At 31.2% G+C, this 18,507-nt stretch carries 14 protein-coding genes and 1 riboswitch; all 14 genes read left to right on the top strand.

Annotated features, from left to right (window positions below; all coding sequences use genetic code 11):
• Nucleotides 1-10 precede the first annotated feature (10 nt).
• The 14 genes from DWX74_RS08995 to DWX74_RS08930 all read left to right on the top strand — a co-directional run bounded on the left by DWX74_RS08995 (nt 11) and on the right by DWX74_RS08930 (nt 18,406).
• Complete coding sequence (locus DWX74_RS08995; RefSeq protein WP_118549652.1) at nt 11-511, top strand: glutathione reductase; 501 nt, start codon at nt 11-13, stop codon at nt 509-511.
• Nucleotides 512-524: 13 nt separating this feature from the next.
• Entirely contained in the window at nt 525-980 is a 456-nt protein-coding gene (locus tag DWX74_RS08990) for a C-GCAxxG-C-C family protein (RefSeq protein WP_118549651.1), read from the top strand.
• A gap of 39 nt (nt 981-1,019) precedes the next feature.
• Nucleotides 1,020-3,302 carry a DUF4261 domain-containing protein gene (locus DWX74_RS08985; RefSeq protein ID WP_118549650.1) on the top strand — a complete coding sequence of 761 codons (2,283 nt, stop codon included), beginning with the start codon at nt 1,020-1,022 and terminating at the stop codon, nt 3,300-3,302.
• 46 nt (nt 3,303-3,348) lie between these two features.
• On the top strand, nt 3,349-4,194 hold the full coding sequence (locus DWX74_RS08980; protein WP_286164292.1) for a CbrC family protein: 846 nt from the start codon (nt 3,349-3,351) through the stop codon (nt 4,192-4,194).
• A gap of 27 nt (nt 4,195-4,221) precedes the next feature.
• Entirely contained in the window at nt 4,222-5,292 is a 1,071-nt protein-coding gene (locus tag DWX74_RS11370; protein ID WP_118549648.1) for a DUF4274 domain-containing protein, read from the top strand.
• 14 nt (nt 5,293-5,306) lie between these two features.
• Nucleotides 5,307-6,032 (top strand): DUF4241 domain-containing protein, encoded by a 726-nt coding sequence (locus DWX74_RS08970; RefSeq protein ID WP_118549647.1) that lies wholly within the window; start codon nt 5,307-5,309, stop codon nt 6,030-6,032.
• Between the two features lie 266 nt (nt 6,033-6,298).
• Nucleotides 6,299-6,979, top strand: a complete 681-nt coding sequence (locus tag DWX74_RS08965) for a response regulator transcription factor (RefSeq protein WP_118549646.1) — start codon at nt 6,299-6,301, stop codon at nt 6,977-6,979.
• Entirely contained in the window at nt 6,957-8,201 is a 1,245-nt protein-coding gene (locus tag DWX74_RS08960; protein ID WP_118549645.1) for a sensor histidine kinase, read from the top strand. The genes DWX74_RS08965 and DWX74_RS08960 overlap by 23 nt, the downstream gene beginning before the upstream one ends.
• Before the next feature lie 75 nt (nt 8,202-8,276).
• Nucleotides 8,277-8,951 carry an ABC transporter ATP-binding protein gene (locus tag DWX74_RS08955; RefSeq protein WP_118549644.1) on the top strand — a complete coding sequence of 225 codons (675 nt, stop codon included), beginning with the start codon at nt 8,277-8,279 and terminating at the stop codon, nt 8,949-8,951.
• Nucleotides 8,948-11,362 carry an ABC transporter permease gene (locus tag DWX74_RS08950; protein WP_118549643.1) on the top strand — a complete coding sequence of 805 codons (2,415 nt, stop codon included), beginning with the start codon at nt 8,948-8,950 and terminating at the stop codon, nt 11,360-11,362. Before DWX74_RS08955 ends, DWX74_RS08950 begins: the two co-directional genes overlap by 4 nt.
• A 64-nt stretch (nt 11,363-11,426) precedes the next feature.
• Nucleotides 11,427-11,498, top strand: a riboswitch (Fluoride riboswitch).
• A 52-nt stretch (nt 11,499-11,550) separates the two neighbouring features.
• Nucleotides 11,551-12,738 carry a cation:proton antiporter gene (locus tag DWX74_RS08945; RefSeq protein WP_118549642.1) on the top strand — a complete coding sequence of 396 codons (1,188 nt, stop codon included), beginning with the start codon at nt 11,551-11,553 and terminating at the stop codon, nt 12,736-12,738.
• A 252-nt stretch (nt 12,739-12,990) separates the two neighbouring features.
• Nucleotides 12,991-15,111 carry a polyphosphate kinase 1 gene (gene ppk1, locus DWX74_RS08940; RefSeq protein WP_118549641.1) on the top strand — a complete coding sequence of 707 codons (2,121 nt, stop codon included), beginning with the start codon at nt 12,991-12,993 and terminating at the stop codon, nt 15,109-15,111.
• Between the two features lie 42 nt (nt 15,112-15,153).
• The gene (locus DWX74_RS08935; RefSeq protein WP_158573261.1) at nt 15,154-16,056 is read left to right on the top strand and encodes a Ppx/GppA phosphatase family protein; all 903 of its coding nucleotides are present in this window, start codon (nt 15,154-15,156) and stop codon (nt 16,054-16,056) included.
• A 556-nt stretch (nt 16,057-16,612) separates the two neighbouring features.
• On the top strand, nt 16,613-18,406 hold the full coding sequence (locus DWX74_RS08930) for an aminopeptidase P family protein (RefSeq protein WP_118549639.1): 1,794 nt from the start codon (nt 16,613-16,615) through the stop codon (nt 18,404-18,406).
• The last annotated feature ends 101 nt before the right edge of the window (nt 18,407-18,507 follow it).

Genomic DNA, 18,507 nt, shown 5'->3' with positions numbered 1-18,507 from the left:
ACGAATTGATATGGAAAATATAAGGAAGTTTTTGAAATCACCAGATGAAAATAGGGATGAATTTTGGGAAAGTGAAGATCTTATATGGATTGATTGGCGAGAAGATGATGAATCTATTATTGAATATTTTAATGAAAAATTGCCCCTAGAAGATAACATTCAATTTGAGTGTGTAGAAATAGAAAAAGAACGTGGAATTGATATTATTCTAAAAAAAGATGGCTCTGTTGAGAAAATTCCTTATGCAGATGATTTCGCTGATAGGGATACAACATTGAAAAGCGTTCAAAATTATGTATCTCCAAAGTATCAAGTTCGTTGGTATATGGACTCACTTGGAAGTGATACGTTGGCTTTTTGTATTAAGTTATCTTTGGAATGGGAAAATTTAGAGAAGAAATTTGGAGTAGAGAAGGTTAGATATTATTTTGAGCCGATAGATAATGATTTAGTAATGTTTGAAATGAGTATTGATGAGGTTTTTGATTTGATAGAAGAAAGAGAAAAATAGAGGAGAAATTGATATGAGCAAAAGAAGATTATATGAACTAGTAAATGAATATCATATTGGAACAGAGTTATCTTGTGCAGAAGCTATGTTTAAAGCTTGTAACGAATATTATCAATTAAATTTATCTGAAGAAACAAGAAAAATGTTTTCGGTTATGGGAATTGGTATGCAGACAGAGAACTCATGTTGTGGAGCATTTACAGTAGCAGTAGGTATTATCGGATTGATGACAGCAAAAGAAGGGGAAACGGATGTTGATAACTTAGAAGGATATCAGATGATTTCAGAATTAACTGACTATATGATTGAAGTTTGTGGGACATTACATTGTATGGAATTACAAACTTTAAAATCTGAAAAATATGATAATCCATGTCATGCAATAGTAGAAGCCATTGCAAAAAAACTTGAAGATATGTTATCAAATAACTTTTTTACTTCAAGAAGAATAAATAGTAGATGTAATTAATATAACTCTCAAGAAATCTCAGGATAAGGAGGAAGTTTTATGGATTTTAAAATGCTATTAGAAAAATGTCAGATTTGGAATGAAGATGGTAATTATGCAAAGATTATTGAAGAATTAGAAAAGATTCCTTATGAAAACCGAACTCCAGAAACAGATAGTGAGCTTGCTCGTGCTTATGCCAATATAGCCGAGCCTAGTGATAGAGAACTGTTCAAAAAAGCAATCGATTTGCTTGTTCCTCATGAAGAATATTTTGAGGGAGATCATTGTTGGAATTTCCGTATGGCATATGCTTATTATTATTTAGAACAGGAAGGGCTTGCACTAAGATATTTTGAAAAAGCTTTAGAAGCACGTCCAGGAGATGAAGATACTAAATTATTTATCAATGATTGTAAAAAGTGCATTGCTTTTCCGAGATTTACAATGAGTTTTAGAGAAAGAACTCAAGCAGCATGGAATAGATTTGTTGAAGAGGAAGAAGAAATTCGTCATATTATGGATGAGGACAAAAATCATGAAAGAGGCGAAGAGATAATTGATAAATGTGAGGATATACTTAACATAGCTTTTGATAATATTTCCTTTGAAATGGGATATAATGGCGAAAAATATGAAATTATTCTTACTCCAGAAGGCGATAAAGTCAAACTGTTTGAGCTTGTATATTTTGCTAACCACGTTCCAGAATGTATATTAGCTAATTGGAATATATTGGTTGGAAGACAGGCAAATGAAAATATTGGTTTAAGAATTGATGATTTAGATATAAGTGGAGAAGATGTAGAGGTTTGGGTTGAAGAAGCAGACAAAGAGATGTTTAATTTATCTGTATATTGCGAAAAATTACTTCCTATAATTGATGAGGATGAGAACAATGTTTGGTGGATATTGACTACACTTACTGATCAAATTTTGGGAGAAATTTCTCACATGAGATATATTTATTCATTTGATGTTTTAAAAGCTAAAAGAGACGATGAATCAATAAAACTTTCAAAACTTCCTGAAAAACTTGAAGAAATGGGAAGTGAGTTATCAAATGATGCAGAAAATTATTTAGAACTTTATACAGGATATGAAATGAACCCTAATGATGATCCCGATGCAGATTGGAGATTTGATATTATTGCTGGCTCTAGCTGTTGTCTAGCTTTAATCAATGGATATTTTAATGATGATGATTTCTATATGGATGAACTTCATGCTGACGGTGTAGTAGCAGGATTTATATGCTATCCAATAGATACTTTAAGAGAAGAAGAAGGAAGCGAAAAGATATTTGCTTTTAGAGATAAATTAGAAGAAAGTCTTAAAGAGGAATGTGGAGATGATGCATTTAAATTTATTGGTGGAGCAACAGGTGTAAATTGTGGTTATATTGATTTTATCGCATGGGATTTAAAAACTGTTTTATACATAGCTAAGGATATTTTTGATGAGAGTGATATTCCTTGGGCTACATTCCATACTTTCCGCCGCACTGCTGGAACACTAAGTTTAAAAAATGAAGAAAATGATGATGATGAAACTGATGTTTTAGAATATGGTGATATGGAATTAGAAGGTGAAGAAAAGGGGCATTTTTTAGGATTTGTATTAATGTCTGAAGGAATATGGGATAAGCAACAATTTATCTGTGATTTAAAAGAAAAATGGGATATCGTTGCTGAAGAGGATGGCGATAAAAGAGACGATAGCTTAGTATTTGAAATAGATAATATGATTGTAGCAGTAAGTCTGTTCCAATATCCTATTCCAGAGGGTGAAGCGGAAATAAATGCAGAAAATAATTATATGTGGCCAGAAGCTGTTGAAGTGGCGAAAGAACACAAGGCTCATATTATGATTGCAATTCTAGGAAATGAAGAAAATACAATAGAAAAAGGTGAGTTATTTACAAAGTTAGCAGCCACTTGCTGTAATCAAAAATATGCTACTGGAGTTTACACTAGTGGCGTTGTATTTGAACCTGCCTTTTATGAAAATGTCGCATATGTTATGAAAGAAGGGGAACTACCTATTTATAACTGGATTTGGTTTGGAATGTATAAAAATGAAAATGGATTAAATGCCTATACATACGGTATGTATTTATTTGGAAAGGATGAAATGGAAGTTTTGAATGTAGAAGCAGATCCTGAGGAGCTGAGAGATTTCTTAGTGGGAATTACTTATTATGTGATAGAAGGTGATGTTGAGCTTCAGGACGGAGAAACAATAGGTTGTTCAGAAGATGATATACATAAGATTAAAAGAAGTGAAGGTGTTTCAATACCGGGAATGACTTTAAAAATTTCTTATGAAGCAGAAGAATATTAGACGTATAGTATTTAAGTGAGGTATTATTATGGATAAATATCAAGAAATGTATATAGAACGGAAAAAACAATTTGAACAATCTGATACAAGTCCAGAGAGTGTAATTAATCTTTACAACCTAAAAGAAAAATTAGAGCAAATTGAAGATATTAAAGCTAAAGAAGCCTTAGTTAATGTATATGATTTATTGAATTATAAAAAATCTGCGTACGAATTATTATCAGAAATCGGAAATATATCAGATATAAAAATCCAAAAGCGTTTATTAAAAATGAAATCTTATGCAGAAAATTGGAAGGATTATTTTGCTATACCGAAACCAAAAACAGAAGAAGATATAAAAAATGAAAGAGAAAAACTTGATAAATTAGGTATACCAACATTTAAATATCATCCAAATCCATTGGCAACAGGAGCTTTTGATGAATCTGAAAAAGGTGTAATTTGCGATTGTTGTGGCAAAACTACACACATATATTATCAAGTGCCATTCTATTCTGTTGAAGATATTGATTATCTTTGCCCTGATTGTATTGCAAGTGGAGAAGCTGCAAATAAATTTGATGGAACTTTTCAAGATGATTATTGTGTGGATGATGGTGTAGAGGATATGAGCAAACTTGATGAACTTATTCATCGTACTCCAGGATATTGTGGATGGCAGCAAGAATATTGGCGTGCTCATTGTGGTGATTTTTGTGCATATCTTGGTCGTGTAGGGGCACTAGATCTAAAAGGCTTGGGAATAATGGATGAGGTTTTAGAGGATTCTTTGTGGAATGATGAGCAGAAGGAATTGATTAGAACTTCGGTAAATGGTGGAAGTTTTCAATGTTATTTATTCCAATGTCTTAATTGTGGTAAGTATATGCTTTGGACAGATGTAGATTAGATTGATAAAAATCAAAGGAGAATTTGTATGGATATTTTAAATGATGTAAGTTGTGAAAAAATGACATTTGAGAATTATGATTTTACAGATTTCTGGGATGACATAGATTATTCATTAGATGAATATGTTGAAGAATATCCTTCTGATGAAATGATTGAAAGTGTAGAAAAAGAGCTAGGATATAAGTTACCAGAGTCATATATTTGGCTGATGAAGCAGCATAATGGTGGTATTACTACAAAATCATGCTTTCCAACAAATGAGCCAACTACTTGGGCAGAGGATCACATTGCTATTACTGGTATTTCAGGTATTGGAAGAAAAAAGAGATATTCTCTTTGTGGAGAATTTGGTAGCCAGTTTATGATTGATGAATGGGAATATCCTGCTATTGGAGTTGCTATATGCGATTGTCCAAGTGCTGGACATGATATGATTTTCTTAGATTATAGAGAATGTGGACCTAAAGGTGAGCCTAAAGTTGTTCATGTTGATCAAGAACACGATTACAAGATTACTCATCTTGCGGATACTTTTGAGGAATTTATTTGTGGGCTAAAGGATGAGGAATTTTTTGAAGATGAATTCGATAAATTAAGTACAGATTTAATTATTGATTTTCTTAGTAAAAATACTCCACAAGAAAGACAATTGTTAGCAATAAGTTGGAATTTTGATAATCCTAAAAAGGTAATTCAATGGATTGTTAATCAGCCTGATACTGATAGAGGAACTATTTTGTATTTATATTGGCATATGTCACCAACATTCTGTAAAAACTTTTCAGACAGAAAAGAGTGCGAAGAAAATGAAAGTTGGTATTTAGAAGATTACGATATAATAAATACTATTGAGAAAAATTGGATTGCAGATTTTTATAAAAATCAAATTTATGCGTTCAACCCTAACAATGACGTATATTGTGGAGGATATGATTGGACGAGTGAGTATGATAAAAACAAGGTGAAAGTTAAAATACCAGATGAGATGTTTAAAATACTAGATGGTGAAACTCTTGAAAAACCAGAATGGGAGGAGGGTATTCCGTCTGATATTTCAGATATTATGGATAAACTTTGTGATGCATTAGATGATTAAGGAGGGTGTAGATTATGCCTAGTAAAGAATGGTTAACTAAGTACGAAAGTAAGAAAGAATCACTTAGATGCAAAATAGATTTAGATGCATACTTTACAGAAAACAAGATAGGAAAAATAAATCTTGATGTTTTGAATATCGGTAAAGTTTCTTTTCCAACAGGAAAAATAATTGCCTGTGATCCATTAATTGAACTTGAGGATGCACCAGCTTATATTCAAAATATTCCTCCTGGAAATTATAATGTAGATATTTCTGTTGCATTAAGTGAGAAATTTGGAGACCGATATTCATGTGTAAAGGTTTTGATTAATGATAATAAACCAGCTTATTATGATTTAGGTGTGATTGGAAATGAGGACTTAGACGAGGAGCTAGAGGATGATGAGTATTTTGGATTTTGTGTAGATGCGGGAATGGGATGTATTCTCGATGAAAGTACTCAAGCAGCATTTAAAGAATATTGGAAGCAGAGATGCGAGAAAGAGGAAGGAATTGATCCATATAACGACTTATTCTGTGATTTGTTAGAAGAGAGTTATGATAAATATCCAAAATACCAGCGTGAAGGTGGAGATTGGTTGAATTGGGCGATTCCTGAAACAGAGCTGAATATTCCTATATTTGCTTCTGGTTGGGGCGATGGTGTGTACCCTGTTTATTTTGGATATGATGATAATGACGAGATTTGTGGTGTTTATATCTTGTTTATTGATGTTACTGATGATACTTTTGATTAGGAATTAGATAATGAATGGAGTAGTTGTTTTAATTTTACTGTGTTTAGTTGTTATGTTTATTAAATTATTTGTAGATAGAAATTGGTTAGGTTTAATTCTATTTTTATTTACAGTAATTTTGATTTTTGGAATAAGTTAATATAAGAATGGCTGCGAGTAAAAATTTTACAAGCAGCTTTTTTATTATATGTGAAAATGAGCGAATATTGTAAATATAAACCTTTTAGAGTATAATAATTACATTATTTGATAGGAGCAAATGAAATATGAATAAAATACTGATTATAGAGGATGAACAAAGTATTAGAAGAAGTATAGAGCTTTCTCTTCAAAAGGAAGGATATGAAGTAAAAGGAGCTGGAACAATAGAAGAGGCGGAAACTATAACAAAAGAATTCACTCCAGAGCTGTTTTTATGCGATATCAACCTTCCTGATGGAAGTGGACTCGATTATATAAAGAGTATAAGATCAAAAACAAATGCACATATAATTTTACTAACTGCGCTAGATAGAGAAACAGATATGGTTATGGGATATGATGCTGGTGCTGACGATTATGTAGTTAAGCCTTTTAGTTTATTAGTGCTGATAATGAAGATAAATGCGTATTTTAGAAAAGAAAAATCAAATGATAATCAGATAATTAAATCGAGAAATGTGAAGATAGATAAAGCTGCTATGAAAGTTTTTGTAGATGAAAAAGAGGTATCGGTTACAAAGAATGAGTGGAAACTTCTTTTGATGTTTATGGAAAATCAAAATATTATTATTTCTAAAGAACAAATACTTGAAAAAATATTTGATACAGATAGTGAGTTTGTCGATGAAAATACTGTAGCTGTAAATATTACAAGGCTTAGAAAGAAAATTAATGATAACAGCGACGGTAAAAAAATAATAAAAAATGTAAGAGGACTTGGATATGTCTGGAATGGAAAAAATTAAAAAATATAAATGGTATCTGTTTCCACTTATTGCCTTAATTATAATAAATATTGCTGTTGCTGCATTGAAATACAACTCATACAAAGATGAAACGATTGTGCTTGCACAGGTGATTACAGAAAACAAATCTGAGGAAATAACCTTTAAAGAAGCTGAGAATATTTTAGAAAAATACGGATACGCATATAATGGTAAGACTATTACATATAAGAATTATATTGAATTGATTGGGGAAATGATAATATTATCTTTAGTATTATATGTGATAATTATAATTTCTCTAAGACAATATAAAAAACAATTAAATAAAAATTACTTGGAGCTGATTAGTTTAATTGAGAGCGAGTTAGATTTATTAAAGGAAGGAATATACTCTCCATCTAAATCAGAGCTTAAAGAGTACATAAAATACGACTATAATCATATTATTTCTAGATTAGATACTTTGCTAGAAAGCTTATATAACACAATTTTGCTTGAAAGGGAAAAGGCTAAATATGATAAACTGGATACAAAAGTTGTTGTTACAGATATTTCACATCAGTTAAAAACACCATTAGCAGCAATAAAATCAACATTTGAAATAATGCAAAATGCAAATCTTAATTCAGAGGAAAGAGAAGAAATCGAAAACCTTATGGGATTTCAAATTAATTCATTGGAAAAACTTATACTATCTTTAATTAATATTTCAAGATTAGAAGGTGGTATGATAGAGATAAATCTTTCTGAAGGCAATTTATTCGACTCAATATTAGATGCTGTCAATGGAGTATGGTCTAAAGCTGACGAAAAAAATATATCTATAGAATTTGATAATCCTGAGGATGAACAGTTACCAAAACTTATGAGAGATAAAAAATGGCTTACAGAAGCATTTATAAATATATTGGATAATGCGGTAAAATATTCAAAAGAGAATACAGAAATTCATATAAACGTTTTGAGTTTAAACACAATGATTAGAATAGAATTTAAAGATCAAGGAATTGGAATACCCGATAATGAAAAGCATAAAATTTTCAAGAGATTCTATAGAGGGAATAAAGAAGACGTATGTCGGGAAACTGGAAGTGGTGTAGGATTATACCTTGCAAGATACATCATTTCAAAGCATAGGGGAACTATTATGGTAAAGGATAACTTTATTGATGGAAAGAAATTGGGAAGTATATTTGTTGTACAACTTCCAATTTTAAAAGAAAGTCTTACGAATCTGTAAGACTTTTTTTACGCCTTGAAAGAAAATGGCAATACTTTTACTGTAATATTTATAGTAAAGAAGGAGGTAATAATTATGAAAACAATTTTAAAAACACAACAGTTATGTAAATATTTTGGAGAAGGCGATAATCAAGTTAAGGCTGTGCAAGATACTAATATAGAGATAAAAATGGGAGAATTTGTAGCTATTATAGGAAAATCTGGATCTGGAAAGAGTACATTATTGCATCTTCTGGGAGGTCTTGATTATCCAACATCTGGAAAAGTATATATAAAAGATAAGGATATATTCAATATGTCAGAGGATGAACTAGCAGTATTTAGAAGACAAAAGATAGGTTTTGTTTTCCAAGCATTTAATCTTGTTTCTTCAATAAATGTGTATGAAAATGTTGTTCTTCCTTTAGGAATTGACGATAAAGAACCAGACGAAAAATATATTGATGATATTTTAGATACATTAGGAATTAAAGACAAGGTAGAAAATTTGCCATCTACATTATCAGGTGGTCAGCAACAGAGGGTAGCTATTGCAAGAGCTTTAGCCGCAAAGCCAGATATAGTTTTAGCTGATGAGCCAACAGGTAATCTTGATTCTAAGACAGGAGAAGAAGTTATATCTATGCTTAAACTTTCTGCAGAAAAATACGGACAGACTTTAGTTATTATAACTCATAATGAAGAAATAGCTCAGCTTGCAGATAGGATTTTAGTAATTGAAGATGGAAAGGTGGCTGAACTTAAATGAAAACTATAAAAAAGTTAGCCTTAAGTAATAATAAAGAAAATAAAATAAGAAGTATACTTACTATGATTGCAATTGCCCTTACAACAATGATGATAACAGCGATTGGAACATTTGGATACGGTGGTTTAAAAGGAAATATAGATAATGCAGAAAAACTTCATGGAAGTTATATAGCTGCATTTGTAAATATAGATGAGGAACAGTTTCATAAAATGTCAAAAAGAGGTGAAATCAATGACATTGGTATTGTAGCGAGCGTTGGAGAATCCAATACAAAAGGATATTCAAAAGTGGCTTGGGCTGATAAAAAGGCTTTAATGATGACTAATGGATATTATGCATTAAAAGAAGGGAATTTGCCTGAAAAATACAATGAAATTGTAGCATCAAAAGTATTTTTTAAACAATTAGGTTATAAAAATGTAAAACTTGGTGATAAAGTAACTGTTCCTATAAGAAAGAACGGTAATGAAGGTTTTAAAAATTATGAATTTGTAATTTCTGGAATACTACAAGATGGTATAGCTAATGAAAAGCAGCAATCATCTACAGTACTTGTTTCAAAAGAATATTACGATAGTAAGTTTCCTGATGGACAGAAACAGTTTACAGCTTATTTTAATTTAGATGAAAATATAAAGGGAAACTCTGATGATATTGAATTATTGATTGAAGAGATTGCGACAGAATGTAATGTTGTTAAGGATAATGTAATTAAAAATGGAAGTTTAATTATAACTAAATACGCACCTACATCTGAAGTGCTAATACCTTGTGTGTTAATGTGTTTAGTAGTAGTTATATTTGCAGCTGTAGTTATATATAATATTTTCCAAATTGGTATTTCTCGTAAAATTCAGGAATATGGAAAAATTAAAGCGATAGGTGCAACTAAAAAACAAATGAAAAAAATAATTATAACAGAAGGTATGCTTCTTGCAGTAATTGCAGTACCTATTGGTTTGTTTGTTGGATACTTTGCAACAGAGATTTTATTTAATAGAATAATGGATTTTGCTAGATCTGGAGGTGCAGTTATAGCAGTTGAAGATATATCATTATTCTCTCCAGCAATTATAATTGTTTCCGCTTTAGTATCATTTATAACAGTACGTATTTCGCTTATTAAATCTATAAAAACTATTACATCTATTGCTCCAGTAGACGCATTTTCATATGAAGAGTCTATTTCTAATAAAAAAGGATACAAGAAAGGACACAAGGCATTAAATATCTGGGGACTAATTAAATCAGATTTATTAACAAATAAAAAGAGAAATATTATGACAATAATTGTTATGGGAGTATCATGTATTTTATTTGTTGTTATATCGAGTTTAACAAGTAGTATAGATCCAGAGTACGATGCTAGATTAAATGTAGAATACGGAGATTATCAATTAGAGATTAATTACGACAATTACGATAATGTTTACAAAGAAAATAATCTTGATAAGATTTTTGTAAATAACCCAATTTCAGATAATAGAATTAAAGAATTTAAAAATATTGATGGTGTGGAAAAGATTAAAACAAGAAAATATCTTACTTTTAGAGATGAAGAAGGAATAAAAACAGTAGCAATATTTGATAGAGAAAGTTTTGATAGAGAACTAAAAAATTCAGGTAAAGTTGGCGATTTTACTTATGATTCAGTTAGTAAAGCTAATGGATTTGTATATCCATTCTCTCATTTTATGGAGGAATATGGAGAAAAGATTGGTGATGAGATAGACGTTGAACTTAAAAGTGATAAATCTAGTGTGCAATATAAAGGTACTGCTATGGGAGCGTTTGGAAGTGTTTCAGCAGATTATATAATAACAGAAGATACAGCTAAAGAACTTGGATTAAATGATAGTAGTTATGCGTATCTTTGGATATATTGTGACAATAATGCTAAGCGTGAAGTTGAAGCAAAAATAAATGAGCTATACGAAAATGATGAACATGTTTATTGGGAATCATACGATGAAGTATATCAACTTGCAGAAAAACAAATGATTTTTATGAAGTTAATATCATACGCATTTTTAGGATTAATAGGAACTATATGTTTCCTTAATATGGCAAATACAATGATTATGAATGTAATAACAAGAAAAAGAGAGTTTGGTATACTTCAAGCAGTTGGTATGAGTAATAAGCAGCTTGGAAAAATGCTCCAGTTTGAAGGAATTTTATTTACTTTAGGATCTATTGCAACTTCTTTAATAATTGGTCTACCAGCAGGATATGGATTATTCTTATTTGCAAAAGCAAAAGGTATATTTGGAATAAAGGTATACAATTTCCCTACAGCTGAGGTTTTAATAATGATTTTATCATTATTGATAATGCAAGTAATTTTATCATTTGTACTAAGTAAGAATGTAAAACAAGAATCTATTATAGATAGAATTAGATATTAAAGGACATAATTAGATTAAAATATTTCTTGATTTTTTAAGCAAAGTAATATAAATTATATATATAACTTAAAAAGGGAATGAATGTCTCCCTTGGGAAACCAAAACCGCTTATCAAGCTGATGACTTCTGCAACCGCGCAGAAATCATCAGCTTTTTTGCGTTTAAAACAAAATAAAAGGAGAAATAAAATGTTAGTATCACTTGCTTTAATTTTTTTAGTGGGAATGAGCTTGGCATCTATATGCGAAAAAATTAAAATTCCGAGAATTATAGGAATGCTTGTAACTGGGATAATTTTAGGTCCTTATGTACTGGATTTTTTAGATAGCTCAATTCTAAACATATCATCGAAGCTTAGAAAAATGGCTCTTATTATAATCTTAATCAAAGCTGGGTTATCACTAGACCTAAAGGATTTAAAAAAAGTTGGGAGACCTGCGCTTTTAATGTCGTTTATTCCAGCTACATTTGAAATAATTGGATATGTAATATTTGCACCGATTTTATTTGGTGTCAGCAGAGTAGAGGCAGCACTAATTGGTGCTGTGCTTAGTGCAGTATCTCCAGCAGTTGTAGTTCCTAGAATGGTTGATTTAATGGACAATAATCTCGGTACAAAGAAGGGAATACCTCAGATGATTTTAGCTGGGGCATCTTTTGACGATGTATTTGTAATTGTGCTTTTCAGTACATTCTTAGCTATGAATCAAGGAGAAGGGGTTAATTTAGCTAGTTTTGCAGATATACCAATTTCGATAGTATCTGGAATTTTAATTGGGGCTATTGTTGGATTAATTCTTTATAGATTCTTTGAGTATAGATACAACAAAGAACATCTAATCAGAAACAGCACAAAAGTCATAATTATTTTGGCAGTATCATTCTTACTTGTTGCACTTGAAGATTATTTAAAAGGAAGAGTTGCAGTATCGGGATTACTTGCTGTAACAAGTATGGCATTAGTACTTGCGATGAAGAGTACAAATATTGTAAAGGTTAGACTTCAGGAAAAATTTGGTAAAATTTGGATAGCTGCAGAGGTTGTTTTATTCGTACTTGTTGGAGCAGCTGTCGATATAAGATACACAATGGGTGCAGGATTTACAGCAGTTGTTATGATATTTATCGCACTTGCAATTCGTTCAATAGGTGTATTTATTTGTATGATTGGAACAGAATTAAACTCTAAAGAAAGATTATTCTGCGTATTCTCATATCTTCCAAAGGCAACTGTTCAAGCTGCTATAGGATCTGTACCACTTGCTTCAGGACTAAATTGTGGAAAACTTGTTCTATCAATCGCAGTACTTGCGATAATAATAACTGCACCACTTGGAGCATTTTTAATAGATTTTTCAAAAGAAAAATTATTATAGCAATTAAAATAAATTTGCTATATAAACGTGCAATATTCTGAAAATTATGATAGACTATATTCATAACAAAGTTAAGAAAAGCTTGAATAACTCAAAATCTTGTTAAATTTTTTTAACCCTCTTTTAACGATTGCTTACTATAATGATTTTTTTATAAGTGTTAGTATTATAATTATGTGATAACTTTACTAATGTTTATAGCAATCAGATAAATATGATATCTATAAAATAAAGATGTTGGGAGAGAGAAAAATGACTAAAAGATACTATGATAACAGAGAAATATCATGGCTAAAATTCAACAAAAGAGTGCTTGAAGAGGCGATGGATCCATCAGTTCCTTTAATGGAAAGGCTGACATTTGTATCGATATTCCAGAGCAATTTAGATGAATTTTTCATGGTAAGAGTCGGATCATTATACGACCAGATGATAGTAGATCCGGATTCTAGGGATAGTAAAACAAATATGACTCCTGAAGAGGAGATTAAAGAAATTGTAAAATATACAAAAAAATTAAATGGGTTAAAAGATGATGCTTACAATAATTTAATGAGAGAAGTTAAGGAGTTTGGAATCGAGCTAGTAGACTTTCATTCAAGGGTAAAATGCAATGCAGCGGGGGACTGTGTTGAAGATTTAGAAAATGAATACAGTAAGGCACTAACTCTTGAAGACGAGGAAGTGTTAGAAAAATTATTTGATTCAGAAATAAGACCTCTTATCTCTCCTCAAATAATAGGAAAAAGACAGCCATTCCCATTCTTAAAGGAAAAAGAAATATACGCAATAGTTTCTTTAGAAGGTAAGAATGGAACAGAAAAATTAGGTATAGTTCCTTGTTCAGGTGATGTTTTTGAAAGATTAATTCAAATTCCATCTGATAAAAGAAAATATATTTTAGCAGAAGAGCTAATTCTTCACTTTGTAACAAAAATATTTAAAAAATATAAGGTTAAGAGCAAATCTCTGATAAGAATAACTAGAAACGCCGATATTGATGAGGAAACAGTATACGACGAAGATTTAGATTACAGAGATACAATGAAAAAGCTAATTAAGAAAAGAAAAAAACTTGCGCCAGTTAGAATGGAAATGTCAAGAGAGCTTAATGGTTCAGCGTTAAAAACTCTTAGAAAATACGTAGGCTTAGATGATGATAGTATATTCTATTCTAAATCACCGCTTGAATTTTCTTTTGTTAGAAAGATACAGGACAAGCTTAGAAATCATTCAGAGTTATTCTATGAAAAGAGAGTTCCTCAGAAATCGCCTGATATTTCATCAAAACGTTCTATAATAGAACAGATTGAAGAAAAGGACAAACTTTTATACTATCCATACAACAGCATGAAGCCATTCTTAGATATGCTATATGAAGCATCTGAAGATCCAACTGTTGTTTCTATAAAGATGACACTTTACAGATTATCAAGCGACAGTAAGATAGTAGATGCACTTTCAAATGCGGTTGAAAATGGAAAAGAAGTTGTCGTATTAGTTGAGTTAAGAGCAAGATTTGATGAGGAAAACAATATAAACTGGTCAAGAAGACTTGAAAAAGCTGGATGTAGAGTAATTTATGGACTACCTGGATTAAAAGTTCATTCTAAATTATGTCTAATAACAAGAAAGACTGATGAAGGAATAAAATACATAACTCAGATAGGTACAGGAAATTACAACGAAAAAACAGCAAAATTATACACAGACTACTGCTTAATGACTGCTGATAAGAGAATCGCACACGAAGCAGGTAGGGTTTTTGATAGATTATCTCTTGGAGAAGTTGTAGAAAAATCAGACCTATTGCTAGTATCTCCACTTTGTTTAAGACAGCCTATTATGGATATGATAGACAATGAAATTGTTAAAGCAGAACATGGAGCACCAGCCTATATAGGTATAAAGATGAATTCTCTAACTGATAAGGGAATTATGAATAAACTTATAGAAGCTTCAAGAGCTGGGGTTAAAGTTCAGCTTATTGTAAGAGGTATATGTTGCTTAATACCAGGAGTAGAGGGTATTACAGAAAATATAGAAGTTATAAGTATAGTTGGTCGTTACCTAGAACACACTCGTGTGTATATATTTGGTGAAGGCTGCGATAGTAAGGTTTATATAGGATCTGCAGATTTAATGTCAAGAAATACTATGAGAAGGGTAGAGGTAGCAACACCAATCTTAGACCCAGATATTAAGAAGAGAATTCTTGAAGACTTTGCGATAATGTACACAGATAATGTTAAAGCTAGAAAATTGCTTAAAGATGGTACATACAAACATGTTAAACAAGAAGGTGCTCCTTTAAATTCACAGGAGTATTTCTTTGAAAGAGCTTATAAGGAATTAGAAATGCAGGATAAATAAATTAGACTCTACTCAAAACGAAGAAAGATTGGAGTAATGTCGATGAGATATGGAATAATAGATGTAGGATCAAATACGATTAGATTAATAATATTTGAATTAAAGGGAACAGAGATAAAGATTATACTAAAGGAAAAGGAACTTTCAGTAATACTAAGTTTCATACAGAATGGTAATCTTATGGAGGAAGGTCTTGAAAGACTTTTAAAAGTATTAAATAGATTCGCTAAAATTTGTGAATTACTTGGATGTGCAGAAGTATTCTGTTTTGCAACTGCTTCACTTAGAAAAGTAGATAATAGTGTTTATGTTGTTTCTGAGATGAAAAAGATTGTAGAGAATACAGAAATAATAACTGGAGAACAGGAAGCATATTACGACTATATCGGTCTTAGCCAGGTTGTAAAAGACAGAAGTGGTATGGGACTTGATTTAGGCGGAGGAAGTGTGCAGATATTCAAGTTTAAAGACAGACAGGTTATAGATTCGGTTTCTTTACCTCTTGGTGGTCTTGAGATGAGAAATAAATTTGTTTCTATGGTATATCCTACACTTGATGAGATAAAGGAAATCGAGGATTGTGTAAAAGCTAGTGTTAAAAGTTCTAAGATTTTTAAAGGAAATAACCATAGAGTTATGTATTTAATGGGTGGTACTGCAAGAGCTGCAGCAAAGATTCATAGATATATTTATGTGACTAAGAAAAAATCAAATAAGTATTATATTCCTATTAAAGAACTTAATCAGATTACAGAGAGATTTTCTGATCCGAGAAAGAGCGATGTAGATATTCTTGAGAGAATACTTCCAGATCGTATGAATAATATTATACCAAGTTTGGTTGTTCTTAATACTATTTGTACAATGTCTGGTGTTGATGAAGTAGTTGTTGTAAAAAATGGTGTAAGAGATGGATATATACACGATAAAATATTACCAATGTAAAAATGTGGCTGTTGCAATAATTTGCAGCAGTCTTTTTATTTAATCTTTTTAAATTGACTATCTGCTAAGAGTGTATAAATCAAAATTTACCATCCTTTGTTACTATGCGAAGCATATGAGATATAGACAAACTCCTCTCCAGGCTTCAGCGTGCGTGTAAGTAAGATGTATTGTTGCAAATAAAATACACGCTTGCAGATTGTCGAGAGAGATTTGTCTATATAACTCATATGCTACATACCATCAATAGTTCTGGCAAATTTTGATTTTATACACTCTTTTTAAGTTAGTAATTTTGTAAAAGATTAATTTAAAAAGGCTTGTTTGTAAATTATTGCAACAGCCATTTTTTTATATAGGTAGTATTTTATCGTTGTATGTATAAAGTAGTTGTGGGAAGTTTGTAAATAGGACTTTATAGGTATGAGATACTATATATTTTATATTATAATATTATTTTCATAAGTTTGAATTTTCTAAAATTTTATGTTATTATTAAAGAGTGAATTATTTTTTCACAAGAGGTTTTATATTTGATTTTAAGGGGGCTTTTTAGATGAAGGTAGTAGAGAGAATAGCAAGACTTCGTGCTCTTATGGAGCAGAATGGGATAGATGCTTATATAGTTCCAACAGCAGATTTCCATCAGAGTGAGAATGCAGGAGAGTATTTTAAATGCAGAGAGTTTATTTCTGGATTTGATGGTTCTTATGGGACTGTTATGATAGCAAAGGATGAGGCTGGTCTTTGGACTGATGGTAGATATTGGACTCAGGCTGAGAAACAGTTAGAGGGAAGTGGAATTTCTTTATTCCATATGTTTGAAGACGGTGTTCCAACTATGGAAGAGTATCTTGCGCAGATAGTTCCAGAAAATGGTAAGGTAGCATTTGATGGACGTGTTGTTTCTATGGAAGAAGGACAGGATTTAGAAAAAGCCCTTGCGTCTAAGAATATAACTATAGAGTATTCATGCGATTTAGTAGGTGATGTTTGGGAAGATAGACCAGAGATATCTAAGGAGCCTGTTTTCGTGCTTGATGAAAAATATACAGGTGAAAGTGTAGCTTCTAAGCTTGAGAGAGTTAGAAATGTTATGAAAGAAAATGGAGCTACAGCACATATAATAGCATCTTTAGATGATGTTTGTTGGTTAATTAATATGAGAGGAAATGATGTTGTTTATTATCCACTTATATTCTCATACGCTTTAGTTAAACTTGATGGCATGGATTTATTTATAGATGAAAATAAATTAAACGACGAAGCAAAAGCACTTCTTGCTGAAAATAATATAACAGTTCGTCCATACAACGATATTTATGAAGAAGTTAAGAACCTTAAAGCTGGTGAAAGTGTTATGATTGACCCAATGAAGTTAAATTACGCACTTTACAATAATATACCAGAAGGTGTTGAAAAGATAGAACATCAGAACCCAACTATACTTATGAAAGCTATGAAAAATGATGTTGAGCTTGAAAATATAAAAAATGCTCATATAAAAGACGGTATAGCTGTTACAAAATTAATGCATTGGATGAAAACTAATGTAGGTAAGATAAAAATAACTGAAATGAGTGCAGCTAGAAAGCTTGAAGAATTCAGAAAAGAACAAGAAGGCTATATAAGAGATAGTTTTGCACCAATTTGTGCATATAAAGATCATGCAGCTATGATGCATTACGAGCCAACTGATGAATCAGATGTTGAAGTACTTCCAGAGCATTTATTCTTAACTGATACTGGTGGAGGATATATCGAAGGATCTACAGATATAACAAGAACGTTTGTAATGGGACCAGTTGCCGATGAATTAAAAACTCACTTCACAGCAGTTGTTAGAGGTATGATGAATTTATCAAGAGCAAAATTCTTATACGGATGCTTTGGATATAACTTAGATGCAATAGCAAGAGGACCAATTTGGGATTTAGATATAGATTTTAAATGCGGTACAGGACATGGTGTAGGATATCTTCTTAACATACATGAGCCACCAACAGGATTTAGATGGCAGATAGTTAAATCTAAAAACGAACACCATAAATTTGAAGAAGGTATGGTTTTAACTAATGAGCCTGGTGTGTACGTTGAAGGATCTCATGGTATAAGAATAGAAAATGAAATGATAGTTACTAAGGGAGAAAAGAATGAGTTTGGACAGTTTATGCACTTCGAAACTATAACATTTGCTCCAATAGATTTAGATGGTATAAATCCAGATGAGATGACTAAGTTTGAGAGAGAACGGTTAAATAATTACCATGCTCAGGTATTTGAAAAAATAGGACCACATCTAACTGAAGAAGAAAGAGAATGGTTAAAAGAATACACTAGAGCTATATAATTGAATGAATTACTATAGATAGAAATAGGCTGTTGCAATTTTGCAATGGCCTTTTTTAGTATGACGGGCATGCTATTAATCTGTGGTGAAAGTCCATAAAA

Source organism: Peptoclostridium sp. AF21-18, from assembly GCF_003478825.1.
Lineage (GTDB): Bacteria > Bacillota > Clostridia > Peptostreptococcales > Peptostreptococcaceae > Peptacetobacter.
Note: the sequence above shows the minus strand (reverse complement) of the source record. Positions and strands in the feature narration are given on the sequence as shown.